Origin of the sequence: Rhodovulum sp. FJ3, assembly GCF_032918305.1 — a bacterium.
Lineage (GTDB): Bacteria > Pseudomonadota > Alphaproteobacteria > Rhodobacterales > Rhodobacteraceae > SAT37.
Map to the genome: position 1 here is coordinate 940048 of NZ_JAWJUU010000001.1, position 23836 is coordinate 963883.

Below are 23836 nucleotides of genomic sequence, written 5' to 3' on the forward strand. Positions count from 1 at the left end.
GCGACCTGTAAGCGTGCAGGCCACTCTCCTTGGGGCGGATGCCCTTATATTCCCCACCAATGTGGGCATGTGTTGAGGGGGCGTTTAAATCCGCCCCCTCGAAAGGTCAACTCAGAACTGGTCTTCGAATTTCTTGGCCAGGTCTTCGATGTTTTCCGGCGGCCATTCCTCGACATCCATGCCAAGGTGCAGACCCATGCCCGAAAGCACTTCTTTGATCTCGTTCAGCGACTTGCGGCCAAAGTTCGGCGTGCGCAGCATCTCTGCTTCGGTTTTCTGGATCAGATCGCCGATGTAAACGATGTTGTCGTTCTTGAGGCAGTTTGCCGAACGGACAGACAGTTCCAGTTCGTCCACTTTCTTGAGCAGAAGCGGGTTGAACTCCAGACCGTCATCTTCGTCCTGACGACCGGCTGCTTCGGGCTCGTCAAAGTTGACGAAGATCGACAGCTGATCCTGCAGGATGCGGGCGGCGAATGCGACTGCGTCCTCGGGGGTGATCGAACCGTCGGTTTCGATCTTCAGGGTCAGTTTGTCATAATCCAGAACCTGACCTTCGCGGGTCGGCTGAACGTCATAGGCAACCTTCTTGATCGGCGAATAGATCGCGTCGATCGGGATCAGACCGATGGGGGCGTCTTCGGGACGGTTCTTGTCCGCAGCAACGTAGCCCTTGCCGGTGTTGACGGTCAGTTCCATGAACAGGTCCGCGCCATCGTCGAGGTGACAGATCACGTGGTCCTTGTTCAGGATTTCGATGCCAGCGGTTTCCGAGATCTGACCAGCGGTCACAACCGACGGGCCTTTGGCCGCGATCGAAACGCGCTTGGGGCCTTCGGCTTCCATACGGACGGCGACACCTTTGAGGTTCAGAACCACATCGGTCACGTCTTCGCGGACACCAGCGATGCTGGAAAACTCGTGCAGAACGTTATCGATCTGAACCGAGGTGATGGCCGCGCCTTGCAGCGAGCTCATCAGAACGCGGCGCAGAGCGTTGCCCAGCGTCAGACCAAAGCCACGCTCCAGCGGCTCGGCGACGACGGTTGCTTGACGTGCCGGATCGTTGCCGGGTTTTACGTCCAGCTGGGTCGGCTTGATAAGTTCCTGCCAGTTCTTGTGGATCATGCGTGTCTCCTCAATTCCTGTTTGCTTCCCATGTCCAAAGTCGCAAACGCCCGAGGTAAAAAAACAGAGTCGGGCCGCACGCAATCGCACGGCCCGATAGTATCAGAAATTAGACGCGACGACGCTTGGGCGGGCGGCAGCCGTTGTGTGCGATCGGGGTCACATCACGGATCGAGGTGATGTTGAAACCGATAGCGGCCAGCGCACGCAGTGCCGATTCACGACCCGAACCGGGGCCTTGAACTTCGACTTCCAGCGTTTTTACGCCGTGCTCTTGGGCTTTTTTGCCAGCATCTTCGGCAGCCATCTGAGCAGCATAGGGGGTCGATTTACGCGAACCCTTGAAGCCCATGGTACCAGCCGACGACCAAGAAATGGCGTTGCCCTGTACGTCCGAGATCAGGATTTTGGTGTTGTTGAACGAGCTGTTCACATGCGCCACACCAGCGGCGATGTTTTTACGTTCTTTACGCTTTGCGCGAGTCTTATCACGAGCCATCTGTCCTACCCCTTACTTCTTCTTGCCGGCGATCGGTTTTGCCGGGCCCTTACGGGTGCGAGCGTTGGTGTGGGTACGCTGACCGCGTACCGGCAGGTTACGACGATGGCGCAGACCGCGGTAGCAGCCCAGGTCCATCAGACGTTTGATGTTCATTTGAACTTCACGGCGCAGGTCACCTTCGACGGTGAAGTTTGCGTCGATGTGCTCACGGACGGCCAGAACTTCGGCGTCCGACAGCTCGTTTACACGGCGGGTAGCTTCGATACCAACAGCGGCGCAGATCGATTCTGCTGCTGCGGGGCCGATGCCATGGATGTAGGTCAGTGCGATGGGGACGCGTTTCCCCGTCGGGATGTTAACGCCAGCGATACGTGCCAAGACGGTATTTCCTCTGGTTGCGGTTCCGTATTCCCAGAACCTTTTTTCACAACATAAGCCCGAAAGCGCGAATGCCTCCGGGCCTGTCTATTAAATCTTGATACTTATGAGGGTATCCCACGGCGTAACAAGACGATTCTCTATCGAGATGCTGTGCGTAGGGCGATTCACGCCCTACGTCAAGGGCGTCTTTTACGACTTGTCAAGAACTGCCTTGATTGCGCCTGCGACATCGTCGATCGAGGCCAGACCGTCGATCGAGCTCAAGTCGCCCTTGGCGTGGTAATAACCAATCAACGGCGAGGTCTTTTTGTAGTATTCCATCAGACGCACGCGCATGCTATCGGCGTTGTCGTCAGCGCGGGCGGGTTTGCCTGCTGCGACGGCCTCGGCGGCACGGTTCACAACGCGGCCCACCAGAACCTCGTCGTCCACCTGCATCTCGATGACAGCATCAAGGGTCTCGCCCTTTTCTGCCAGCAGCTCACCCAGCGCATCTGCTTGGGCCAAGGTCCGGGGGAAGCCGTCAAAGATAAAGCCGCCCTTTTTGTCGCCTTCCAGCTGTTCACGGATCAGACCGATCACGATCTCGTCCGTCACCAGTTCACCGGCGTCCATGATGGCGGCAACCTTGTTGCCCATTTCCGTCCCAGAGGTGCGCGCGGCGCGCAGCATGTCACCGGTCGACAGCTGGATCATGTCCCGCTCTTCTACCAGTTTCGCAGCTTGCGTTCCTTTGCCGGCACCCGGCGGGCCAAGCAGAATAATGTTCATCGACGAGCTGTCCCTTTTTTCTTGCCGCGACGTTTACCGCGCAGCTGTGATTTCTCGATCAGCCCCTCATACTGGTGTGCCAGCAGGTGAGACTGAACTTGTTGGATGGTGTCCATGGTTACAGAAACCACGATCAGCACCGAAGTCCCACCAAAGTAGAACGGGATGGCCAGTTGCGAGCGTAGGATTTCCGGCATCAGACACACAAGCGCCAAGTAGCCCGACCCCAGAACCAGAACGCGGTTCGTCACATATTCCAGATACTCGGCAGTCCGCTTACCCGGGCGGATACCAGGCACAAAGCCGTTCTGGTTTTTCAAGTTATCAGCAACATCGTCGACTTTGAACGCGACATTATGCGTATAAAAATACGCAAAGAACACGATCATCGCGGTGAAGAACAACAGGTATAGCGGCCGCCCCGGGCCGAAATAGGCCAGAAGCGTCGACATGACCGGACCGGCCGAACCGCCCGAGAAGGTCGAGATCGTCGTCGGCAACAACAACAGCGAAGACGCAAAGATCGCCGGAATCACGCCTGCGGGGTTCACTTTGATCGGCAGGTGGCTGGTGCCCCCGTCATAGACCTTCATGCCCACCTGACGGCGCGGATACTGGATGTGGATCTTGCGCAGGGCGCGCTCCATGAACACCACAAAGGCGATCAGAGCAGCCATCATCAGGATGATCCCGATGATCACAACCGGCGAAATCGCGCCCGAACGGCCTTGGCTAAAGAACTGGGCCAGAGCGGCGGGAACCTCGGCGATGATGCCGACAAAGATGATTAGAGAGATACCGTTGCCAACGCCGCGTGCGGTGATCTGCTCACCCAGCCACATCAGGAACATGGTGCCCCCGACCAGCGTGATCACGGTCGACGCGATAAAGAACACACCCGGATTCGTCACCAGATCACCGGCCTGCAGGCTGACGGCAAGGCCATAGGCCTGGAACGTGGCCAACAGCACCGTGCCATAGCGCGTGTACTGGTTGATCTTTTTGCGCCCCTGATCGCCCTCTTTCTTCATCTGCTCAAACGCCGGAACCAGCGAGGTCAGCAGCTGAACGATAATCGAGGCCGAGATGTAGGGCATGATGCCCAGGGCAAAGATACCCATCCGCGACAGCGCGCCACCGGTGAACATCGACAGGATGCCCCCCAGACCTGCGGCTGCGCCTTCCATAAAATCGCGCAACGCGGCGCCGTCGATCCCGGGAACCGGAATAAACGTGCCAAGGCGATAGACGATCAGAAGGCCAAGGGTGAAAAGAATCCGCTGACGCAGCTCGGTCGCCTTACCAAAGGCGCCCCAGCTCATGTTTGCGGCCATTTGCTCTGCTGCAGATGCCATTACAGTCTCTTTCATGACAGCGCCGCCGAAACCGTTTCCCGGTTCGGCGGCGCATAGGAAAACTTAGTAACGATGTAAGCGGCGCGGACGCCGCTCACAACCGTTTATTCGGCCGCCGCTGCAGTTGCTACGGTCAGCGAGCCGCCAGCGGCTTCAACTGCGGCAACTGCCGACTTGGATGCGCCGGTGACGTTCAGGTTCAGTTTCGAGGTCACTTCACCTTTGGCCAGAACACGGACACCGTCCAGTTTGCGGCGAACCAGACCCGAAGCGACCAGTGCGTCTTCGTTGATCTCTGCCGATGCGTCCAGTTTGCCTGCTTCGATGAATTTCTCGATCAGACCCAGGTTAACAACAGCGAATTTCTTTTGGTTCGGCTTGTTAAAGCCACGCTTGGGCAGACGCTGGTACAGGGGCATCTGGCCACCTTCGTAGCCTTTGATTGCCACACCCGAACGCGATTTCTGACCTTTGATACCACGACCAGCGGTTTTACCAGTACCCGAACCCGGACCACGGCCAACGCGTTTGCGGGGTTTGGTTGCGCCGTCGTTATCGCGCAGTTCATGAAGTTTCATGTCGCTTCTCCTTTGCCGGATATGACCCCGAAGCGTGATGGGCCAAACGCGGCGTTTCTTGATTTTGATTCTGTGACCCGTGAGATCACTGGGCGCGTATAGACGCGTTCGCCCCCCAGTGCAAGTATTGCGCGCCCGACCTAGGCCCCGCCGCGAAACAGGGAAAAGCCCCATGGCGTGAATTTGAACGGTAGGTGAAAGTGCTCGGTCACGCGATCAATGCCGAACCGGAATACGGCCACATCCATAAACGCCGGATCGGGAAGGGTCAGGTCGCTATTGGCATAAAACGCCGCCACGTCGAACCGCACCTCATATGTGCCACGAAGGACGCCCGCGCCTTGGGCCACGGGGTGATCGAAATGGCCACCCGCGCCACAGGTGCCATGGGCGATTTCCGCCGGATCGGGCGACAGGCGCACCAACGTCACCCCCAGCCCCGCCGCCGGAATACCGCGCGCGACGTCAACGGCGTGGATCGAGATACCACCGGCCTGAATATCGTTACTCATGCGGGTCCCTCATATTCGGGGCCGGTGTAATCGGTTGAAACGGGCAGATTACCCGTCGATATATCGCTTGCTAGCGCGGATATTTCGGCGCGCAGATCGCCCGATACATCGGGCGCAAAGGTCAGGGCCGCCGCCCCGTCGGCGAGGCCAAGTTCAACCACGCCCGCCGGTCGAACCCCGTTAATCATATCACGCAACGCGGCCTCTACTCCCAGATCAATGCGCGCCACTGCCGAGGCCACAAAGACCGCCGGATCGACCGCACACCAATCCTTGGCGTTGCCGATCTGGCGCATCCCCGTGGCGCGACAGGCGGTGATCGCACCCTCGCGCGCGGCGTTCAGCATGGTGAACAGCACATCCGCGCCCTTGGCCGCGATGCCCCGCGCCCAGTGTTCGGTGGTGGGGCTGTGGTCCTGCGTGCCGCAAAATCCGGTGATCAGGCGTACAGTCGGATCGACATGCGCGACACCAGCGGCAAAGGCCGCCCGCCCCTTGAGCCCCGGCGCAACACGGTGACCGGACAGATGCCCAACCACGCCCGTCTGTGTCAAACGCGCGGCCAAAGCCCCGGCAAGAAAAGCAGATTGTTCCTGCAACACGTCATAGCTGTAGAGGTTCGGGCCGGTCACATTGCCCTGTGCGACGGCAAAGACGGTATCGGGGAACCGCGCGGCGACCTGCGGCGTCACCACATTGCCCTGCCCGCCGATAAACACCACCCCGTCCGATCCTGCGGCCGCCCCTTCAAGCGCGGCAATCATCGCGGGCTGTTCATAGGGGACGCCTTCAACGATCGCGATATCGGCCAAACCGTCGGCACGAACGCGATCAACCCCATCCAATGCGGCCTGATTGAACCCGCCATCCTGCAAGGTTCCGACAAAGATCACCGACAGTTTCAATCGCATCCCTCCTAAATGTGCGGCGCGCGTGGACAACGCGCCGCACGGTCGCGCAGGCCGATCAGCCGTTCACGTTCGCCGCCTTGATCAGCGGCTCCCATGTGGTGATCGCGCCCTCGACAAAACCGGTAAAGGCGTCGCTTTCCATCGGGGTATGGGCAACCCCAAAGGTATCCAGTTGTTCAATCACCGCAGGCATCTGCATGATCTCGGCCACGGTATCGTTGATCGTTTCGACCATCGCCGGATCCATTCCCGCCGGACCCGACAGGCCGGTCCAGTTCTCAATCACGATATCATGCCCCAATTCGCGGAAGGTGGGAATATCGGGGTATTTGGCCGACCGTTCCGGCGCGGCAAGCGCGATCGGCTGTGTCTCGCCCTCGATGATCAGATCGCCGTTCAGCGCGACCATATCGTAATAGGCCTCAAGCACACCGGCGCGGAAATCCTGAATGGCGGGGGCACTGCCCTGATAGGGAACGTGGATCTGTTCGATCCCCAGTTCGATATCGACCGCCTTGCCAAGGATATGGGTGATCGACCCCACACCGGACGAGCCATAGGTGATCCCGTCGCCCTTGGCCTTTTCGATATAGCCATCCAGTGTGGTGATCCCCGACGAGGGCTGCACGAACAACGCGGGCGTGGAGGCGCCCAGATAGGCGATATGGGTGAAGTCCGCGATCGGATCATAGGGCAGCTCGTCGAACTGGGTCGGCGCAATGGTAAAGGGCGCGTTGTTCCCAAGGATCAAGGTCGTCCCGTCGGGCGCCTGTTCCGATACGTAATCGGCGGCCACGGTCCCACCCGCGCCGGGGCGGTTGTCGACAACGGCCTTTTGCCCGTACTCGGTTTCGAAATACTGGGCCAACAGGCGCGCAATCAGGTCACTTGTCCCGCCTGGAGGAAAGGTGACGACGATGCGCACCGGCTCATCCGTCCATTTGCCCGGCTCGGCGTGGGCGGCGGTGGCCAGCAACAGTGCGGCGGCAGATAGCGTAATAATGTGTTTCATCGAGTGTGTTTCCCTGTGTTGATATGTTTCGTTGGTTGAGTGGAGGTTATTCCCCCGCGACCTGTGCCTTCTGTCGGGCACGGCGGGCCTTGAGGGTCGAGAGAACGGCGTAAATAAGGATGAGGCAGGTGATCGCGATCAACGTGCCACTGATCGGTCGGGTGACGAACACGGTCGCATCGCCCCGCGACAGCAACATGGCGCGGCGCAACTGTTCCTCCATCATCGGACCAAGGACAAAGCCGATCAGGAACGGTGCAGGTTCGAACCGGAACAGGCGCATCAGATATCCGGCCCAGCCAAAGGCCAGCGTCAGCCAGATGTCGAACACGTTGTTATTGATCGAATAAACACCCACACAGATCAGAACGATGATCGTCGGATACATATAGCGATACGGGATTTTCAGCAGCCGCACCCACAACCCGATCAACGGGATGTTCAGCACCAGCAACAGCAGGTTCCCGATCAGAAAGCTGGCCACCAGCCCCCAGAACAGGTCGGAATGATCCACCAACAGACGCGGACCGGGCACGATGCCGTACATCATCAACGCCCCGATGACCAAGGCCATGGACGCACTGCCCGGCACCCCAAGGGTCAGGGTCGGAATGAATGCCGTTTGCGTGGCCGAGTTATTGGCGGCCTCGGGCACCGCGACGCCCTCAATCGCGCCCTTGCCGAAACGGGCCTTCGCGGGTGAGACCTTTTTCTCAACCGCATAGGCCACGGCCGAGGCGACGGTCTGCCCCGTGCCGGGGAGCGCGCCGAAAAAGCTGCCGATACTGGCACCGCGCATGGTGGGGGCGAACATCGCCTTCCATTCCTCGCGGGTCGGATAGAACTGGGCGTAATCGATTTCGTTTTGGTGCGCACCGGTGGCATTGGCGCGGATCGACACGATCAACTCTCCCACCCCGAACAGGCCCATCGCCACGATGACCAGATGCACCCCATCGCGCATTTCGGGGATGCCCATGGTGAACCGCTCGGCCCCCGTGGTGATATCGACCCCGACCGTCCCCAGCATCAGGCCCGCAACGACCATCGTGATGCCCTTGACCGGACTGCCGTTGGATACGGCGGACGCCGCCACAAGGCCCAGCAGGATCACCGCGAAATATTCCGTCGGACCAAAGTTCAGCGCCAGTTGCGCCAGACCCGGTGCAAGCACGGCCATCACGATCATCCCGACGATCCCGCCCCCAAATGACGCAACCGCCGAGGCAAACAGGGCCGTGCCCGCCCGCCCCTCACGCGCCAACGGATAGCCGTCGATACAGGTGATAGACGATGACGGCGTGCCCGGAATATTCATCAGGATCGAAGCAATAGACCCACCATATTCCGCGCCGTAATACACGCCCGCGATCATTACCAAGGCCGAGGTCGGCTCTAGATAAAAGGTCAGCGGCAACAGCATCGAAATCGCCGCCATCGACCCGATCCCCGGCAAAACGCCGATGAACGTCCCCAAAAACACCCCGACAAAACAATAGAGCAGATTGACCGGCTCAATTGCGACCAACAGCCCGTTGCCAAATCCGGACAGGATTTCCATGATCACAGCCCCCCGAACGCGGCAAAGGGCAGACCGATCAGCCCGATGAACAGGCCCCAGCATCCCAGCCCCACAAGCGCGCCGAGCACCAGCTTGCCCACAAACGGCAGGGACGGATCAGGCAGGCTGGCCGTGATCGTGGTCAGGAACACACCAGGCACCAACCCGATGCGCCCGACGGTCAGGGCAAACACCGCCAACGCGCCGCCAATCGCCGCAAAGGAAATCCAGTCGGGCCGTTCGGCGTCCGAGGTGTCGCGCAGATCGGCGGCCATCACCGCCAGCGACAGAACCGCCAGGATCACCCCCGTGATCATCGGAAACGCCCCCGTCCCCAAGCGCCGCAAGGTTCCGGGCCCAAGCTCATACCCACCGACAATGAAAACCAGCGACAGGATAAACAGCGCACCGCCCCCAAGCGCACCGAAATAGGCATGCGGCGGGCGGGCAGTGCCCTGTTCGCGGCGCAGACGGATCAAGACATCTCTGATCATGTGACATCTCCTGTTTCGGCGGGGGTGCCCGCGATCAAGCGGTTCAAACGGGCGGTCATGACCGAAATCACCTGCTCAAGCGCGCGGGCGCGTTCGGCGTCGGGATTTCCTGTCAAACGATCTTCAAACTGGGCAAACACCGCGTTCAGATCGGGTTGCGCGTGCAGGGCAATCACGAACGGATAGCCAAAGCGACGCATATATTGACGGTTGAGATCGGCCAGACGCGCGGCGACCTCTGGCGCGGGGTTCATCAAACCCAACCGCCCCTGTTCGGACTGCGAGGCGTTCGTCATCGTCTCGGGCGCAGGCGGGGCAAGTTCGGGATGGGCGCACAGAAATTCCACCGACCTTTCGGGCGACAATCCCCGCACCTCGGACGCCAGCCACGCGGCCAGATGCGCACTGTCGCGAAACGGCCGCGCCGCCGCCGCCCGATGCGCCAACCACGCCGAGCGTTCGACGATCCGGTCCATCATCGCGGCCGCCTGTGTTTCACTGGCGCGGTTCAGGGCCTCAATCGTAAAGGTCAGGGGCATGGCGTGCGACATCAAGATCTCCAAAGGATTCGGTTTGATGCTAGCGCCGCATGTGCATTGCCATCTATTTCAAAATAATCCACGCTGCATTCGCATAATGGCAATGCTGGATAACCATCGATGGCTCTGAACCTGCTTCCGCGTCCGCTGCACTATCTGGAAACCGTCGCGCGGGAGGGCTCGATTCAAGGTGCCTCACGCGCCTTGGGCATCGCCGCCTCGGCCATTGACCGGCAGATCATCGCGTTAGAGGACGCCTGCCAAACCCCCTTATTTGAAAGGCATGCACGGGGGATGCGCCTGACCTCGGCAGGTGAGGTGGCGGTGTCGCTTGCCCGTCGTTGGCGCGCGGATGAGGAGCGCGTGGATGAGGAAATCCGGTCCATGCGCGGCCAACAATTCGGGACCGTGCGTCTAGGGGCCATGGACAGCCTTGCCAATTCGATCCTGCCCGATTTCGTCACCGAATTTTCTGCGCGTTACCCCAGAATCCGCTTTGCCATCGACATCATGACGCCAAAAGAGGCAGCGCAAGAACTGGAACTCGGCAGTATCGACATGGCGCTGGCGTTCAACCTTGCCCCGTCGCGCGCGCATCACGTGTTATGGACGACGCCCCTGCCCTTTGGCTGTGTGGTTGGGAAGTCCCACCCGTTGTGGGGGCAGACCGGCACGACCATGGCCGAGGCATCCAAACATGAACTGGCCTCACAAAGTCGCGTTTTGCCGGTGCGCGAATATCTGGAAAAGCGCTATGGCTGGCTGTTCGATCCGATTGAACCGGCGTTGGTCACCAATTCCCTGCAGTTCCTGAAACAGGTCCTGATTAGTGGCAAGTATCTGGCCATAACATCCCAGCTGGACGTTCTGCGCGAGATTGAGGATGGCAGCCTGTCGTTCATTCCCCTGACCGATCAGGGGCTACGACCCCAGTCGATTTCCGTCGCAGTGGATGCGCGCCGCCCATTGTCCCGTGCGGCGCGTTTGGTGGGCGAGACATTGTCGGAAATGGTGCCCGCGCGTTTGGGCCACGTCGCGACCTGACGGAAAAAGAAAAACGCCCCGCGGAAACCACGGGGCGCCTTATGCGTTCAATCGCAAAGAGCGGGATTAGCCGCGCTCTTCGACGATCTCAACCAGGTGCGGGATGCTGTTGACCATGCCACGAACCGAAGGGGTATCTTCCAGTTCACGGGTCTTGTGCATCTTGTTCAGGCCCAGACCGATCAGCGTCTGACGCTGTTTGGCGGGGCGGCGGATCGGGGAACCGATCTGCTTTACAACGATGGTTTTAGCCATGTGTCCGTCTCCTTACGCTTCAGCGGCTTCAGCGTCGTCCTTGTGCAGGACTTCAGCTACTTTTTTACCGCGACGCTGGGCAACCTGACGCGGGCTGGACTCTTTGCCCAGACCATCGAGGGTTGCACGGATCATGTTGTAGGGGTTCTGCGAGCCGGTCGACTTGGCGACGACGTCCTGAACACCCAACATTTCGAACACAGCACGCATCGGACCACCGGCGATGATACCGGTACCCTGCGGTGCAGTGCGCATGATCACTTTACCTGCGCCATGACGACCTTCGACGTCGTGGTGAAGCGTACGACCCTCGCGCAGCGGCACGCGGATCAGGTTGCGCTTGGCTTGCTCGGTGGCTTTGCGAATGGCCTCGGGGACCTCTTTCGCTTTACCTTTACCAAAGCCAACACGGCCTTTTTGATCGCCGACAACAACCAGTGCTGCGAAACCAAAGCGCTTACCGCCCTTTACGGTTTTCGAAACACGGTTGATCGCCACGAGACGATCGGCGAATTCCGGGGCTTCTTCGCGTTCGCGACGGTCCCGACGATTTTCACGTTCTGCCATAACTCGTCTCTCCTTAGAACTTCAGGCCGCCTTCACGCGCAGCGTCGGCCAGAGCCTTCACCTTGCCGTGAAAGAGGAAGCCACCACGGTCGAAGTAGCACTCTTCGACACCGGCTTTCTTTGCGCGTTCTGCGATCGCTGCACCAACCTTGGCCGCAACTTCTGCGTTGTTCAGACCCGATCCAGCGATCGATTTTTCCAACGACGAAGCCGATGCCAGGGTGACGCCGTTTACGTCGTCGATAACCTGAACACTGATGTTCTTGTTGCTGCGGTGAACCGACAGGCGCAGTTTGCCAACGTTCGATTTCCGCAATTTGTTCCGAACGCGCAAGCGGCGTTTCAGAAACAGTGTGCGTTTGCTGTTTGCCATTTTCGCGTTCCTTACTTCTTCTTGCCTTCCTTGCGGAAGATGAATTCACCCTTATAGCGGATCCCTTTGCCTTTGTACGGCTCGGGACGGCGCCACTCACGAATGTTCGCGGCAACCTGACCAACCAGCTGAGCGTCCTGACCTTCGATCACGACTTCAGTGGGTTTGGGTGCGGTTACGGTTACGCCGTTGGGCACTTCGAAGTTAACTTCGTGCGAGTAGCCCAGCGACAGCTTCAGAGTGTTGCCTTGCATCTGGGCGCGATAACCAACACCCTGGATTTCCAGCTCTTTCTTAAAGCCATCGGTCACGCCGGTTACCATGTTTTGAACCATGGTGCGCGACATGCCCCACTGCTGGCGAGCACGCTTGGAGCTGCCGCGGGGGGTGACGTTTACAGCGTTTTCTTCAACGGCGATGGTTACATCGTCAGTTGCGGTGAAGGTCTGGGCGCCTTTGGGGCCCTTAACTTCGACGGTCTGGCCGGACACGGATGCGGTGACACCCGAGGGCAGCTCGACCGGTTTTTTACCAATACGAGACATTGCCTAACCTCCTTAGAAGACCGTGCAGAGCACTTCGCCGCCAACATTGGCCGAGCGTGCTGCTGCATCCGACATCACGCCCTTGGACGTGGAGACGATCGAAACGCCGAGGCCCTGACGGACGGTCGGGATTTCGCTTACACCCATGTACACACGACGGCCCGGGGTCGAAACGCGCTTGAGTTCGCGAATGACGGGGGTGCCTTCGTAGTACTTCAGGCTGATTTCCAGCTCCGGCTTGCCGGTTGCGGAAGTTGCTGCTTCGTAGCCGCGGATATAACCTTCGGCTTGCAGCACATCCAGAACCCATGCACGCAGCTTGGAGGCCGGGGTACGAACGGTGGACTTGCCACGCATCTGCGCGTTGCGGATGCGGGTCAGCATATCACCAAGAGGATCGTTCACAGACATGTTCTACCCTCCTTACCAGCTGGACTTAACCATACCGGGGATCTCGCCTTTGGAGCCGAGTTCCCGCAGCATGATACGCGACACCTTCAGCTTACGGTAGTAAGCGTGCGGGCGGCCGGTCAGCTGACAGCGGTTATGAAGACGGGTTGCCGAAGAGTTGCGCGGCAGTTTCGCCAGTTTCAGGCGAGCCTTGAAACGCTCTTCCATGGGCAGGTCTTCGTTGTTCGCGATTTCTTTCAGCGCGGCGCGCTTGGTAGCGTACTTGTCTACCAGGGCCTGACGCTTTTTCTCGCGTTCGATCATGGATTTTTTAGCCATAGTCTAATGTCCTCCCGCGATTAGCTGTTGAACGGCATGTTGAATGCCTTCAACAGTGCTTTCGCTTCCGCGTCGGTTTTCGCGGTGGTGGCAATTACAATGTCCATGCCCCAGACTTCGTCGACTTTGTCGTACTCGATCTCGGGGAAGACGATGTGCTCTTTCATGCCCATGGCGTAGTTGCCACGGCCATCGAACGATTTCCCGGACACGCCGCGGAAGTCACGGATACGCGGCATAGCGACCGTGATCAGGCGATCAAGGAATTCGTACATACGGTCGCCACGCAGGGTGACCTTGGCACCCATCGGCATGTCTTCGCGAACGCGGAAACCAGCGATGGATTTTTTAGCACGGGTGACGATGGCCTGTTGACCAGCGATGGCGGTGAGATCCTGTTGGGCCGATTTGGCTTTCTTGGAATCACGGACCGCTTCGGCACCACAACCGATGTTCAGCACGATTTTCTCGAGCTTGGGGATCATCATGTCGTTTTTGTAGCCGAACTCTTCTTTCAGAGCGGCGCGGATCGACTCACGATACTGAGCCTTCAGGCGCGGGGTGTAGTTTGCAGTATCAAGCATTATACAGCCTCCCCGGTGGTTTTGGCGAAGCGCACTTTCTTGCCGTCTTCCTCGCGGAAGCCAACGCGCGTTGCTTTGCCGTTGCTGTCGAGCAGAGCCAGGTTGCTCAGGTCGATCGGCATCGCGGTAGGAACGCGGCCGCCCTGGCTGGTCTGCGATTGGCGCACGTGACGGATCGCGACGTTTACACCTTCAACCACTGCTTTGCCTTTGGCGGGCAGGACTTGGGTGATTTCGCCTTGTTTGCCTTTGTCCTTGCCAGCAAGAACAACGACCTTGTCACCTTTTTTCAACTTAGCAGCCATCTTACAGCACCTCCGGCGCAAGCGAGATGATCTTCATGAAGTTCTTGGCGCGCAGTTCACGAACAACCGGGCCAAAGATACGGGTACCGACCGGCTCGTTGTTGTTGTTCAGGATAACTGCTGCGTTGCGATCAAAACGGATCGCGGTGCCGTCTTCACGGCGAACTTCTTTGGCGGTACGCACAACGACGGCCTTACGGACGTCGCCTTTTTTAACGCGACCACGCGGGATGGCTTCCTTAACCGATACGACGATGATGTCGCCGACCGATGCGTATTTACGCTTGGAACCACCCAGAACCTTGATGCACTGAACTCGGCGTGCGCCAGAGTTATCAGCAACATCCAGATTTGTTTGCATCTGGATCATGTGGTTTCTCCCGACCTTTGGGGATCAATTCCCCCAGGGTTTCGATTGAACTGGACCGAAGCCGCCTTAGTTAGCGACAACTTCCCAGCGTTTGGTTTTCGAAATCGGTGCACATTCCTGAATGCGGACGGTGTCACCAACTTTGAAAGTATTCAGCGGATCGTGAGCCCGGTATTTTTTGGACTTACGAATGGTTTTTTTCAAAACCGGGTGTGTGAAACGACGTTCAACCGAAACGGTTACGGTTTGTTCGTTCTGGTCGCTCGTCACGACACCTTGCAGAATGCGTTTAGGCATAGTCCGGGCTCCTCTTAGTTAGCCGCTTCGGCAGCTTTTTCATTGAGAATGGTCATCACACGAGCAACGTCGCGACGGACGTTACGCATACGTGCGGTGTTCTCAATAGCGCCGGTTGCCTGTTGGAAGCGCAGGTTGAATGCTTCCTTTTTCAGGTTGGCCAGATCCTCGCGGAGCTGTTCCGGGGTCTTGCCACGGAGTTCTTGGGCGTTCATAGCCTTGTCCTTTTTCCTATCACCAGAGGGCGCTACATCGTTGGTTGCAGGTAACCCTGTGCCTGGTGGGCGAATGTCAAAACACACGAATCCCGTCGCCGGGAATCCGTGAGATGCGTCCCTATAAGTGAGTCCCCCCAACGGGGCAAGGGAAAGATCGGGAAAACCCCAATAATTCTTGGTTTTCCTAGGGGCGGGGTGTTTTCACCACTCGCCACACCGATTGCCCGAGTTTATGACAGGTTTCATGTCTGAAATCGAATCCCTCTTTGTGACCCGTCTCTATCGCGCGCGCCTGTCCGAGTTCGGTCCGGCCATCAGCGAAGAAGAACTGCACGATTCCTGTTATGCCATCGCCGAGGATGACGAGGCCGGTCAGGAGTGGTGTGAAAACAACGCCTATCCGGGCTATACGTCTTATGCGTCTCTGACGGACCTGCCGTGGCGGTTCCCGATCTTTAAGGATGTCGTGGACGCGCTGGACCAGCACGTTCAGGCCTTTGCCAAGGATCTGGAGTTCGATCTGGACGGGCGCGATCTGGTGCTTGAGGACATCTGGATCAACGTCCTGCCCGAAGGCGGCTATCACTCGGCCCATATCCACCCGCATTCGGTGATTTCGGGCACGACCTATGTGTCCATGCCCAAAGGCGCCTCGGCCCTGCGCCTTGAGGACCCGCGCCACGCGATGATGATGGCCGCCCCGCCCCGCGCCAAAGAGGCCCGCCGCGAACTGCAACAGTTCATCTATCTCAAGCCCGAGATCGGGGATGTGATGCTCTGGGAAAGCTGGCTGCGCCATGAGGTGGTCATGAACCAGAGCGAATACGACCGCGTCTCGGTCAGCTTTAACTACAAATGGGACTGATCAAAGGGTGGCGATTTCGCCGCCCTTTTTCATTCTCGCGCCTTACTGCTTGCCTTGGGCGATCAGGGCGTCCTCGATCCGTTTCAGACGATCCATGACCTCTTCACGGTAGCTGTCCGTCGCGGCGTGCTCTTCCTCGGTATGGGCGTCCTGCATCGTGTTGACGATCAGACCGACCACAAGGTTCACCACCGCAAAGGCCGTGATCAGGATAAAGGGCACAAAGAACAGCCACGCCATGGGATGCACCTCCATCACGGGACGCACGATCCCCATGGACCAGCTTTCCAGCGTCATCACCTGAAATAGCGTGTAGAGGGATCCGCCCAGCGTCCCGAACCAATCGGGGAAGGTATCACCGTAAAGTTTCGTCGCGATCACGGCGCCGATGTAAAAGATGATGCCGGTCAACAGGAACACCGACGCCATGCCCGGCAGGGCCATGATGAACGCCTCGACCACACGGCGCAGGGACGGCACGACGGACACCACGCGCAACAGACGCAAAATCCGTAGCGCCCGCAGAACAGACAGACCCGCACCTACCGGCGAGAGGGAAATCCCCACAATCGCGAAATCAAACAGGTTCCAGCCATCCCGAAAGAACCGCGGCCCCTGCGCGATCAGTTTTGCCCCTAGTTCGATCACAAAGATCGTCAGGCACAACATATCCAGCGCAACAATCACCCCGCCCGCCGTTGCCATCACACGATCCGAGGTCTCAAGCCCCAAGATCACCGCGTTAAACAGGATCACCCCCATGATGAAGTGACGTGTGATCGGCTTGGCCAGAAGGTTGGATAACGTTGCTCGCATGGGTCCCTCATGTTTCCGCCCCGATATGGCCCGTACCCCCACGGGGTTTCAAGGGGACGTGAGGGCGCAGAAACGCAAAAGGCCCCCACCAATGGCAGGGGCCTTTCGTATTCACGTGAAAACCGGACTTACCAGTCTTCGCGGACCACAACGCGGGTTTTGACCGGCAGCTTCATCGCGGCAAGGCGCAGGGCCTCACGTGCGATCGCTTCGGAGACACCGTCGATTTCGAACATGATGCGGCCGGGTTTAACCTTGGCTGCCCAGTAATCAACGGAACCTTTACCCTTACCCATACGAACTTCGGTCGGTTTCGAGGAAACAGCGACGTCCGGGAAGATACGGATCCATACGCGGCCTTGACGCTTCATGTGACGCGTCATGGCACGACGAGCAGCCTCAATCTGACGCGCAGTGATACGCTCAGGCTGGGTTGCTTTCAGACCGTAGGTCCCAAAGTTCAGGTCCGAACCGCCTTTTGCCTGACCGTGGATACGGCCTTTGTGCATCTTGCGGAATTTTGTACGCTTCGGCTGTAGCATTACTTAACTCCTTAGCGGCGGCCGCCAGCACCACGGGGTGCGGGACCTTCTTGCAATGCGGCCTGACGACGGTCACGCGCCTGCGGATCATGTTCCATGATCTCGCCTTTGAAGATCCACACCTTGATACCGATGATACCATAGGGGGTGGAGGCTTCGGCGTGTGCATAGTCGATGTCAGCACGCAGGGTGTGCAACGGAACGCGACCTTCGCGGTACCATTCGGTACGTGCGATTTCGGCACCGCCCAGACGACCGGCAACGTTTACACGAATGCCCAGTGCGCCCATGCGCATTGCGTTTTGAACCGAACGCTTCATCGCGCGACGGAAGGACACACGGCGTTCCAGCTGCTGAGCGATCGACTCGGCGACCAGCTGAGCGTCCAGCTCGGGCTTGCGCACTTCGACGATGTTCAGGTGCAGTTCGCTGTCCGTCATTGCCGACAGTTTGCGACGCAGGGTTTCGATATCGGCGCCTTTTTTGCCGATGATCACACCCGGACGTGCAGTGTGGATCGTAACGCGGCACTTTTTGTGCGGACGTTCGATGATCACACGGGCCACGCCGGCCTGCTTGCATTCTTCTTTGATGAACTCACGGATCTTGATGTCTTCCAACAGAAGATCACCAAAGTCCTTGGTATCTGCGTACCAACGGCTGTCCCAGGTGCGGTTGACCTGCAGGCGCATGCCGATCGGATTGACCTTATGACCCATTACGCTTGCTCCTCAACTTGACGCACCTTGATGGTCAGTTCCGAGAACGGCTTGACGATCTTGCCGAACCGGCCACGTGCACGCGGGCGACCGCGCTTCATGGTCAGGTTCTTGCCGACATATGCTTCGGCAACGATCAGCTCGTCCACATCCAGGTTGTGGTTGTTCTCGGCGTTCGCGATTGCGGACTGAAGGCATTTCTTCACGTCCACTGCGATCCGCTTTTTGCTAAAGGTCAGGTCGGCCAGAGCCTTCTCGACCTTTTTGCCGCGGATCATCGCAGCCACCAGGTTCAGCTTTTGCGGCGAAGTGCGAAGCATTTTGGCCTTGGCCATCGCTTCGTTCTCGGCCACACGGCGGGCGTTTTTCTGCTTACCCATGACCGGTTACCTCTTCTTCGCTTTTTTATCAGCAGCGTGGCCATAGTAGGTCCGAGTCGGAGCGTATTCGCCGAACTTCTGACCGATCATGTCTTCGCTGATGAGCACGGGGATGTGCTTCTGGCCGTTGTAGACGCCAAACGTCAGACCCACGAATTGGGGCAGGATCGTCGAGCGGCGCGACCAGATTTTGATTACTTCGTTACGGCCCGATTCCCGTGCTTTCTCAGCTTTCTTGAGAACATAGGAATCTACGAAAGGGCCTTTCCATACAGAACGTGCCATGTTTTAGCGACCCTTCTTACGCGCGTGACGGCTACGGATGATGTACTTATCCGTAGTCTTGTTCCGGCGGGTGCGAGCACCCTTGGTCGGTTTACCCCAGGGGGTAACCGGGTGACGACCACCCGAGGTACGACCTTCACCACCACCATGGGGGTGGTCGATCGGGTTCATAACAACACCACGAACCGACGGGCGGATGCCCTTGTGACGGTTACGACCTGCTTTACCCAGGTTTTGGTTGCTGTTGTCGGGGTTCGACACGGCACCAACGGTCGCCATGCATTCCTGACGCACCATGCGCAGTTCGCCCGACGAGAGGCGCAGCTGAGCGTAGCCACCATCGCGGCCAACAAATTGTGCGTAGGTGCCGGCGGCACGTGCGATCTGACCGCCTTTGCCGGGCTTCAGTTCAACGTTGTGAACGATCGTCCCGATCGGCAGGCCCGAGAAGGGCATTGCGTTGCCCGGTTTCACGTCGGCTTTGGCCGATGCGATAACCTGATCACCCACGGCCAGACGCTGCGGGGCCAGGATGTAGGCCTGCTCGCCATCTTCATAGCGGATCAACGCGATGAAGGCCGTGCGGTTGGGGTCATATTCAATGCGTTCCACCGTAGCGGATACGTCAAACTTCGTACGCTTGAAATCCACGATACGATACAGACGCTTCGCGCCACCGCCGCGGCGGCGCATAGTGATCCGTCCGGTGTTGTTCCGGCCGCCCTTTTTGGTCAGACCCTCAGTGAGAGATTTGACCGGACGCCCTTTCCAAAGCTCCGAACGGTCGATCAGAACCAGCCCACGCTGGCCCGGCGTCGTCGGTTTATACGACTTGAGTGCCATGCTTTCTGTCTTCCGTTAGCTGCGGCAGGTTACCCTGCCTATGGTTAGCCCCCCGAAGGTGGCCGATGTATAGGGCCCCAAAGGTCCCCAAATTCCAAAAATCATGGGCCCCGGAACGAATCCGGGGCCTCAAGATGCGCGGGAGGTATCAGAGGTTCCGCCCCGAGTCTAGTCAAACACACCAAAAAACACTGGGCATCCGTTGTTTTCGGGGACGTCCTCCGGCGCGTTCGTTCTTAGGCGGCGGCGGGGCGGAGGTCCAGTGCGGCGCGACGGTGTGAAACCACATTGGCGATGACCGTCACAATGGCGATCTGCGCACCGATCACAGCGGGCCAGATCAGGGGGAACTCGGGCACGAAATATTTCTGTGGCCCGAATGACGCCGCCGCCATCAGCGCCGCCAGAACCGACAGGACCCGCCCGCCTCGCGTTGTCGGCGTCATGATGATCGCGGCCAACGCTGCGGCGATACTGGCCCCGATGAACGGCGCGATTCCGAACAGGGGTGTTGCCACCGGCGGGTGGGGTTTGATGCCTGCATATAGCGCGCTCAGCATGATCATCTGCAACACGATCAGAACCGACAGGGCGGCAATGTTTCCGCGGTTAGATACGTTTTCCATCTTTACTCTCCTTACAATCATTTCCGTACACATCTTTACGGTTGCCCCTATCCGTATTCATGTGTACGGTTTTGGTCAAGGATTATTTTGAGGCCAAGATGAAGAGCGACCTGCGCCAAGACCGTGAAGGCCGGATCGAAGCCGCGACATATGAGCTGCTGGCGGAAAAGGGCTATGCCTCGGCGTCCATGCTGAGCATCGCCAAACGCGCCAAATGCTCGAACGAGACGATGTACAACTGGTACGGGGATAAGGTCGGGTTGATCCGCGTCCTTGTGACCCGCAACGCCGCCGACGCGCGGGCGGTGCTGGAGCAGGCGCTAGAGGGCGGGGGCAGTGCCCTAGAGACGCTTGAACGGTTCGGCCCGGTTCTGTTGGGGGTGTTGCTTGGGGACAAGGCCATCGCGCTGAACCGCGCCGCCGCTGCCGATGCCAGTGGTGAGTTGGGCCGTGAACTATCGGCCTCGGGTCGGGGTGTCATTGCGCCGATGCTGGGCGACCTTCTGTCCCGCGCCGCGCAGGATGGCGAGATCCCCGCCACCAACATCCCTGCGGCGGTCGACCTCTATCTGGGCGTGCTGATTGGCGATCTGCAAATCCGCCGCGTGATCGGCGCCCTCCCCCCGCCCAACACGTCAGAGGTTCAGCGTCGCAATGCCATGGCCATCCGCATTCTGAGGTCATATACAGCTTAGGCCCGAAAAGCTGCGCCACTTCGGACGCGGCTTTTGGATGCCTTAAATCTCATCGATTGCCTAACAGAATTAATAGGCAATCGTGATTGCTACGTTCGAGATCGGCACGCCTGCTAGAGCAGCGATCCGTTGCTTGGAATATTCAACCAATTCTGCAAGTGTCATAGCCTCGGGCTCAACGGCTAGTTGTTCGGTATTTGAAGCGGTGACTTCCTTTGACTTGAGGAAGGAAACGGTTTCAGCTGCAATATCCAGACCAGCGGTCGACCAGCCCACATCCATCCAGCTGCTGCATTGAACGCGTTGTCCTGTTGTTTGATTTGCCCACCACGCTGCATGCTCACGGGCGCTCAACGGCAGTTGAAAACCCAGAATGCCTTCGATCTCTTCAAAGGTTGCGTCCCAACGATTTGCTTCCAGCTTTTCGAGGTGTTCGGTTAGCGCATCATACTTGCTCATTTCAATTCTCCTTGGATTAGCGTTTCATTACACCAATATAGTATACCAAAGGTATACTTAAAGTCTTTATATATTTTTTTATACTATTATTCGATAAATGCCTTTCCCGCCGCCTTAGACCTGGCATCGCCAAACGAAAAAGGCCCCCGAAAATCGGGGGCCTTTCTATTTGAACAACCGTTCGACTTAGAGACCGGTGGTCACGTCGATGGTGTTGCCCTCTTCGAGGGTGACGTAGGCTTTCTTCACGTCTTTACGCTTGCCCAGTTGGCCGCGGAAACGCTTGGTTTTGCCTTTGGTGATCGTCGTGTTGACGGCCTTAACCTTGACACCAAACAGGCTTTCGACGGCCTCTTTGATCTGGGGTTTGTTGGCGTCGATCGCCACTTCGAAAACAACTGCACCGTTTTCGGATGCCATGGTTGCTTTCTCGGTGATGATCGGCTTGCGGATCACGTCGTAGTGTTCAGCTTTGGCGGTCATTTCAGGCGAGCCTCCAGTGCTTCGACACCTGCTTTGGTGATCACCAGAGTGTCACGCTTGAGGATGTCGTATACGTTTGCACCCATCGTCGGCAGAACATCGAGACCTTCGATGTTGCGTGCAGCGCGGGCAAAGCCCTCGTTCACGGTTGCACCGTCGATGATCAGCGCACGCTTCCAGCCCAGGTTCGCAACCTGTTTTGCCAGCGCGGCGGTTTTGCCTTCGGTCTCAGCGGACTCGATGATGACCAGCGAACCTTCCTTGGCTTTGGCGCTCAGCGCGTGGCGCAGGCCCAGCTTACGGAATTTCTTGGTCAGATCGTGACCGTGGCTACGCGGGGTCGGGCCCTTGTAGACACCACCTTTACGGAAGATCGGCGCGTTACGGTCACCGTGACGTGCGCCACCGGTGCCTTTTTGGCGGTAGATCTTCTTGGTCGAGTAGCTGGTTTCCGAACGGGTCTTGACCTTGTGGGTACCGGCTTGGGCGTTGTTACGCTGCCAGCGGACCACACGGTGCAGGATGTCCGCGCGGGGCTCCAGACCAAAGATGTCGTCGATCACGTCGACGGAACCAGCGTTGCCGCCGTCCAGATTGATCACATCAAGTTTCATGCTTCACCTCCTTCGGCAGCAGCTTCTTCAGCCGGAGCCGCGTCAGCAGTCTGAGCCGTTTTCAGAGCAGCAGGCAGGGGAGCGTTGTCAGGGAACGGTTTTTTAACCGCGTCCTTGATGGTCACCCAACCACCTTTGGAACCGGGAACGGCGCCTTTGACCATGATCAGACCACGATCTGCATCGGTGCGAACAACCTGCAGGTTCTGGGTCGTAACACGGGCAGCACCCATGTGACCGGCCATTTTCTTGCCCTTGAACACGCGGCCCGGGTCTTGACACTGACCGGTCGAACCGTGCGAACGGTGGCTGATCGAAACACCGTGCGAAGCGCGCAGACCACCGAAGTTGTGGCGCTTCATTGCACCGGCAAAACCTTTACCGATCGAGGTGCCCGATACGTCAACGTACTGGCCCTCAAAATAGTGCTCTGCCGAGATCTCGGCGCCTACTTCGATCAGGTTCTCGGGTGCAACGCGGAATTCGGCGATTTTGCGTTTGGGGGCAACGCCCGCCTTGGCAAAGTGGCCGCGCATCGGAGCCGAGGTGCGTTTGGCTTTGGCCGAACCGGCACCCAGCTGAACAGCCGTGTAACCGTCGGTTTCAACAGTACGCTGTGCAACCACCTGCAAGCCATCCAGCTGCAGAACGGTGACGGGTACTTGCTTGCCGTCTTCCAAGAACAGTCGGGTCATGCCGACTTTCTTTGCGATAATACCAGAGCGCATCTTACGTTGCCCTCCTTAAACTTTGATCTCGACGTCGACGCCAGCCGCCAGATCGAGCTTCATCAGCGCGTCAACGGTTTGGGGGGTCGGGTCGATGATGTCGAGAAGACGCTTGTGCGTCCGGATTTCCCACTGGTCACGGGATTTCTTGTCAACGTGGGGACCACGCAGAACAGTGAATTTCTCGATCTTGTTCGGAAGCGGGATCGGGCCACGGACGTTTGCGCCGGTGCGCTTTGCCGTGTTTACGATTTCCTGGGTGCTGGCGTCCAACACGCGGTAATCGAATGCCTTCAGCCGAATGCGAATGTTTTGGCTTTGCATTACGATGCCTTTCATCAGGCTTATTGAGGTTGAGAGGTCGAGAGCGCCTTATTACGTCCCCACGTCGAACCTGTGGATCAGAACCGGCCGATTTGATCGGCGACGAATCCCTCTCCGGTCGTTCTCTCGCCAGAGAACCCGCGCCCAATACAAGACACAGGACCACCTGACAAGCGTTTTATCCGGCCTTGGGCGACATCCGCGCAAATCCTTTAAAAATTGCGCTCGGGACGCCCTCTCCCGGAAAGAAACAAGGCCGCCCGAAGGCGGCCTTGCAGTCAACAATCAGAGATCTGATTAGTCGACGACTTTGGATACGACGCCGGAGCCTACGGTGCGGCCACCTTCGCGGATCGCGAAGCGCAGACCTTCTTCCATGGCGATCGGTGCGATCAGCTCAACAACGAACTTCAGGTTGTCGCCGGG

At 58.4% G+C, this 23836-nt stretch carries 38 protein-coding genes and 1 pseudogene; 3 read left to right on the top strand and 36 right to left on the bottom strand.

Going from position 1 to position 23836, the window contains the following annotated elements:
• Positions 1-111: 111 nt before the first annotated feature.
• The 12 genes from R1W00_RS04755 to uraD form a co-directional block, all read right to left on the bottom strand.
• The gene (locus tag R1W00_RS04755) at positions 112-1128 is read right to left on the bottom strand and encodes a DNA-directed RNA polymerase subunit alpha (RefSeq protein ID WP_317261555.1); all 1017 of its coding nucleotides are present in this window, start codon (positions 1126-1128) and stop codon (positions 112-114) included.
• 109 nt (positions 1129-1237) lie between these two features.
• Positions 1238-1627, bottom strand: a complete 390-nt coding sequence (rpsK, locus tag R1W00_RS04760; RefSeq protein WP_317261556.1) for a 30S ribosomal protein S11 — start codon at positions 1625-1627, stop codon at positions 1238-1240.
• A gap of 12 nt (positions 1628-1639) precedes the next feature.
• Positions 1640-2008 carry a 30S ribosomal protein S13 gene (gene rpsM, locus R1W00_RS04765; protein WP_317261557.1) on the bottom strand — a complete coding sequence of 123 codons (369 nt, stop codon included), beginning with the start codon at positions 2006-2008 and terminating at the stop codon, positions 1640-1642.
• A 192-nt stretch (positions 2009-2200) separates the two neighbouring features.
• Positions 2201-2782 carry an adenylate kinase gene (locus R1W00_RS04770; protein WP_317261558.1) on the bottom strand — a complete coding sequence of 194 codons (582 nt, stop codon included), beginning with the start codon at positions 2780-2782 and terminating at the stop codon, positions 2201-2203.
• Positions 2779-4137, bottom strand: a complete 1359-nt coding sequence (gene secY / locus R1W00_RS04775; protein ID WP_317261559.1) for a preprotein translocase subunit SecY — start codon at positions 4135-4137, stop codon at positions 2779-2781. Before secY ends, R1W00_RS04770 begins: the two co-directional genes overlap by 4 nt.
• Before the next feature lie 104 nt (positions 4138-4241).
• Positions 4242-4715: a 50S ribosomal protein L15 gene (gene rplO, locus R1W00_RS04780; RefSeq protein WP_317261560.1), complete on the bottom strand. Its 474-nt coding sequence runs from the start codon at positions 4713-4715 to the stop codon at positions 4242-4244.
• Positions 4716-4855: 140 nt separating this feature from the next.
• Positions 4856-5227: a hydroxyisourate hydrolase gene (locus R1W00_RS04785; protein ID WP_317261561.1), complete on the bottom strand. Its 372-nt coding sequence runs from the start codon at positions 5225-5227 to the stop codon at positions 4856-4858.
• The gene (locus R1W00_RS04790) at positions 5224-6138 is read right to left on the bottom strand and encodes a BMP family protein (protein ID WP_317261562.1); all 915 of its coding nucleotides are present in this window, start codon (positions 6136-6138) and stop codon (positions 5224-5226) included. The genes R1W00_RS04785 and R1W00_RS04790 overlap by 4 nt, the downstream gene beginning before the upstream one ends.
• Before the next feature lie 55 nt (positions 6139-6193).
• A complete protein-coding gene (locus R1W00_RS04795) occupies positions 6194-7150 on the bottom strand; it encodes a tripartite tricarboxylate transporter substrate binding protein (protein WP_317261563.1) in 957 nt (318 codons plus the stop codon).
• 46 nt (positions 7151-7196) lie between these two features.
• Positions 7197-8711 (bottom strand): tripartite tricarboxylate transporter permease, encoded by a 1515-nt coding sequence (locus R1W00_RS04800; protein WP_317261564.1) that lies wholly within the window; start codon positions 8709-8711, stop codon positions 7197-7199.
• Between the two features lie 2 nt (positions 8712-8713).
• Positions 8714-9205 (bottom strand): tripartite tricarboxylate transporter TctB family protein, encoded by a 492-nt coding sequence (locus R1W00_RS04805; RefSeq protein ID WP_317261565.1) that lies wholly within the window; start codon positions 9203-9205, stop codon positions 8714-8716.
• Complete coding sequence (gene uraD, locus R1W00_RS04810; protein ID WP_317261566.1) at positions 9202-9756, bottom strand: 2-oxo-4-hydroxy-4-carboxy-5-ureidoimidazoline decarboxylase; 555 nt, start codon at positions 9754-9756, stop codon at positions 9202-9204. The genes R1W00_RS04805 and uraD overlap by 4 nt, the downstream gene beginning before the upstream one ends.
• Before the next feature lie 108 nt (positions 9757-9864).
• Between uraD and R1W00_RS04815 the strand changes: the two genes are divergently transcribed.
• Positions 9865-10788 (top strand): LysR family transcriptional regulator, encoded by a 924-nt coding sequence (locus R1W00_RS04815; RefSeq protein ID WP_317261567.1) that lies wholly within the window; start codon positions 9865-9867, stop codon positions 10786-10788.
• 66 nt (positions 10789-10854) lie between these two features.
• Here the strand turns inward: R1W00_RS04815 and rpmD are convergent, their stop codons facing one another.
• The 11 genes from rpmD to rpmC form a co-directional block, all read right to left on the bottom strand.
• Positions 10855-11043 carry a 50S ribosomal protein L30 gene (rpmD, locus tag R1W00_RS04820; protein ID WP_096806461.1) on the bottom strand — a complete coding sequence of 63 codons (189 nt, stop codon included), beginning with the start codon at positions 11041-11043 and terminating at the stop codon, positions 10855-10857.
• Positions 11044-11055: 12 nt separating this feature from the next.
• Entirely contained in the window at positions 11056-11610 is a 555-nt protein-coding gene (gene rpsE, locus R1W00_RS04825; protein ID WP_317261568.1) for a 30S ribosomal protein S5, read from the bottom strand.
• 13 nt (positions 11611-11623) lie between these two features.
• On the bottom strand, positions 11624-11983 hold the full coding sequence (gene rplR, locus R1W00_RS04830) for a 50S ribosomal protein L18 (RefSeq protein ID WP_303961352.1): 360 nt from the start codon (positions 11981-11983) through the stop codon (positions 11624-11626).
• 11 nt (positions 11984-11994) lie between these two features.
• Positions 11995-12528 (bottom strand): 50S ribosomal protein L6, encoded by a 534-nt coding sequence (rplF, locus tag R1W00_RS04835; RefSeq protein WP_303961353.1) that lies wholly within the window; start codon positions 12526-12528, stop codon positions 11995-11997.
• A 12-nt stretch (positions 12529-12540) separates the two neighbouring features.
• On the bottom strand, positions 12541-12939 hold the full coding sequence (rpsH, locus tag R1W00_RS04840; protein ID WP_303961355.1) for a 30S ribosomal protein S8: 399 nt from the start codon (positions 12937-12939) through the stop codon (positions 12541-12543).
• A gap of 12 nt (positions 12940-12951) precedes the next feature.
• Positions 12952-13257, bottom strand: a complete 306-nt coding sequence (gene rpsN, locus R1W00_RS04845) for a 30S ribosomal protein S14 (RefSeq protein WP_303961357.1) — start codon at positions 13255-13257, stop codon at positions 12952-12954.
• A gap of 20 nt (positions 13258-13277) precedes the next feature.
• Positions 13278-13841 carry a 50S ribosomal protein L5 gene (gene rplE / locus R1W00_RS04850; RefSeq protein WP_317261569.1) on the bottom strand — a complete coding sequence of 188 codons (564 nt, stop codon included), beginning with the start codon at positions 13839-13841 and terminating at the stop codon, positions 13278-13280.
• Positions 13841-14146: a 50S ribosomal protein L24 gene (gene rplX, locus R1W00_RS04855; protein ID WP_303961361.1), complete on the bottom strand. Its 306-nt coding sequence runs from the start codon at positions 14144-14146 to the stop codon at positions 13841-13843. Before rplX ends, rplE begins: the two co-directional genes overlap by 1 nt.
• 1 nt (position 14147) lies before the next feature.
• Positions 14148-14516, bottom strand: coding sequence for a 50S ribosomal protein L14 (rplN, locus tag R1W00_RS04860; RefSeq protein ID WP_005621870.1), 369 nt, complete (start codon positions 14514-14516; stop codon positions 14148-14150).
• A 66-nt stretch (positions 14517-14582) separates the two neighbouring features.
• Positions 14583-14813, bottom strand: coding sequence for a 30S ribosomal protein S17 (rpsQ, locus tag R1W00_RS04865; protein WP_303961460.1), 231 nt, complete (start codon positions 14811-14813; stop codon positions 14583-14585).
• 14 nt (positions 14814-14827) lie between these two features.
• Positions 14828-15028, bottom strand: coding sequence for a 50S ribosomal protein L29 (rpmC, locus tag R1W00_RS04870; protein ID WP_303961462.1), 201 nt, complete (start codon positions 15026-15028; stop codon positions 14828-14830).
• Between the two features lie 247 nt (positions 15029-15275).
• Between rpmC and R1W00_RS04875 the strand changes: the two genes are divergently transcribed.
• Positions 15276-15896, top strand: a complete 621-nt coding sequence (locus tag R1W00_RS04875) for a TIGR02466 family protein (RefSeq protein ID WP_317261570.1) — start codon at positions 15276-15278, stop codon at positions 15894-15896.
• 42 nt (positions 15897-15938) lie between these two features.
• On the opposite strand, the gene R1W00_RS04880 is transcribed toward R1W00_RS04875, so the two are convergent.
• The 7 genes from R1W00_RS04880 to R1W00_RS04910 form a co-directional block, all read right to left on the bottom strand.
• Complete coding sequence (locus tag R1W00_RS04880) at positions 15939-16712, bottom strand: ion transporter (RefSeq protein ID WP_317261571.1); 774 nt, start codon at positions 16710-16712, stop codon at positions 15939-15941.
• Positions 16713-16840: 128 nt separating this feature from the next.
• Positions 16841-17254 (bottom strand): 50S ribosomal protein L16, encoded by a 414-nt coding sequence (gene rplP / locus R1W00_RS04885; RefSeq protein WP_303961466.1) that lies wholly within the window; start codon positions 17252-17254, stop codon positions 16841-16843.
• Between the two features lie 11 nt (positions 17255-17265).
• Entirely contained in the window at positions 17266-17973 is a 708-nt protein-coding gene (gene rpsC, locus R1W00_RS04890) for a 30S ribosomal protein S3 (RefSeq protein WP_303961469.1), read from the bottom strand.
• Positions 17973-18353: a 50S ribosomal protein L22 gene (gene rplV, locus R1W00_RS04895; RefSeq protein ID WP_317261572.1), complete on the bottom strand. Its 381-nt coding sequence runs from the start codon at positions 18351-18353 to the stop codon at positions 17973-17975. The genes rpsC and rplV overlap by 1 nt, the downstream gene beginning before the upstream one ends.
• Positions 18354-18359: 6 nt before the next feature.
• Positions 18360-18638, bottom strand: a complete 279-nt coding sequence (gene rpsS / locus R1W00_RS04900; RefSeq protein WP_303961473.1) for a 30S ribosomal protein S19 — start codon at positions 18636-18638, stop codon at positions 18360-18362.
• Positions 18639-18641: 3 nt separating this feature from the next.
• Complete coding sequence (rplB, locus tag R1W00_RS04905; protein ID WP_317261573.1) at positions 18642-19481, bottom strand: 50S ribosomal protein L2; 840 nt, start codon at positions 19479-19481, stop codon at positions 18642-18644.
• Between the two features lie 236 nt (positions 19482-19717).
• Complete coding sequence (locus R1W00_RS04910; protein ID WP_317261574.1) at positions 19718-20107, bottom strand: hypothetical protein; 390 nt, start codon at positions 20105-20107, stop codon at positions 19718-19720.
• 98 nt (positions 20108-20205) lie between these two features.
• Between R1W00_RS04910 and R1W00_RS04915 the strand changes: the two genes are divergently transcribed.
• Entirely contained in the window at positions 20206-20802 is a 597-nt protein-coding gene (locus tag R1W00_RS04915) for a TetR/AcrR family transcriptional regulator (RefSeq protein WP_317261575.1), read from the top strand.
• A 69-nt stretch (positions 20803-20871) separates the two neighbouring features.
• On the opposite strand, the gene R1W00_RS04920 is transcribed toward R1W00_RS04915, so the two are convergent.
• From R1W00_RS04920 to tuf, 6 genes and pseudogenes are all read right to left on the bottom strand, one after another.
• A complete protein-coding gene (locus tag R1W00_RS04920) occupies positions 20872-21261 on the bottom strand; it encodes a hypothetical protein (protein WP_317261576.1) in 390 nt (129 codons plus the stop codon).
• 186 nt (positions 21262-21447) lie between these two features.
• Positions 21448-21744 carry a 50S ribosomal protein L23 gene (locus R1W00_RS04925; RefSeq protein WP_317261577.1) on the bottom strand — a complete coding sequence of 99 codons (297 nt, stop codon included), beginning with the start codon at positions 21742-21744 and terminating at the stop codon, positions 21448-21450.
• A complete protein-coding gene (gene rplD / locus R1W00_RS04930; RefSeq protein WP_317261578.1) occupies positions 21741-22358 on the bottom strand; it encodes a 50S ribosomal protein L4 in 618 nt (205 codons plus the stop codon). Before rplD ends, R1W00_RS04925 begins: the two co-directional genes overlap by 4 nt.
• Complete coding sequence (rplC, locus tag R1W00_RS04935) at positions 22355-23086, bottom strand: 50S ribosomal protein L3 (protein WP_317261579.1); 732 nt, start codon at positions 23084-23086, stop codon at positions 22355-22357. Before rplC ends, rplD begins: the two co-directional genes overlap by 4 nt.
• A gap of 15 nt (positions 23087-23101) precedes the next feature.
• Positions 23102-23410, bottom strand: a complete 309-nt coding sequence (gene rpsJ, locus R1W00_RS04940; protein WP_317261580.1) for a 30S ribosomal protein S10 — start codon at positions 23408-23410, stop codon at positions 23102-23104.
• A 297-nt stretch (positions 23411-23707) separates the two neighbouring features.
• A pseudogene (tuf, locus tag R1W00_RS04945) lies at positions 23708-23836 on the bottom strand (elongation factor Tu); the annotation flags it as partial.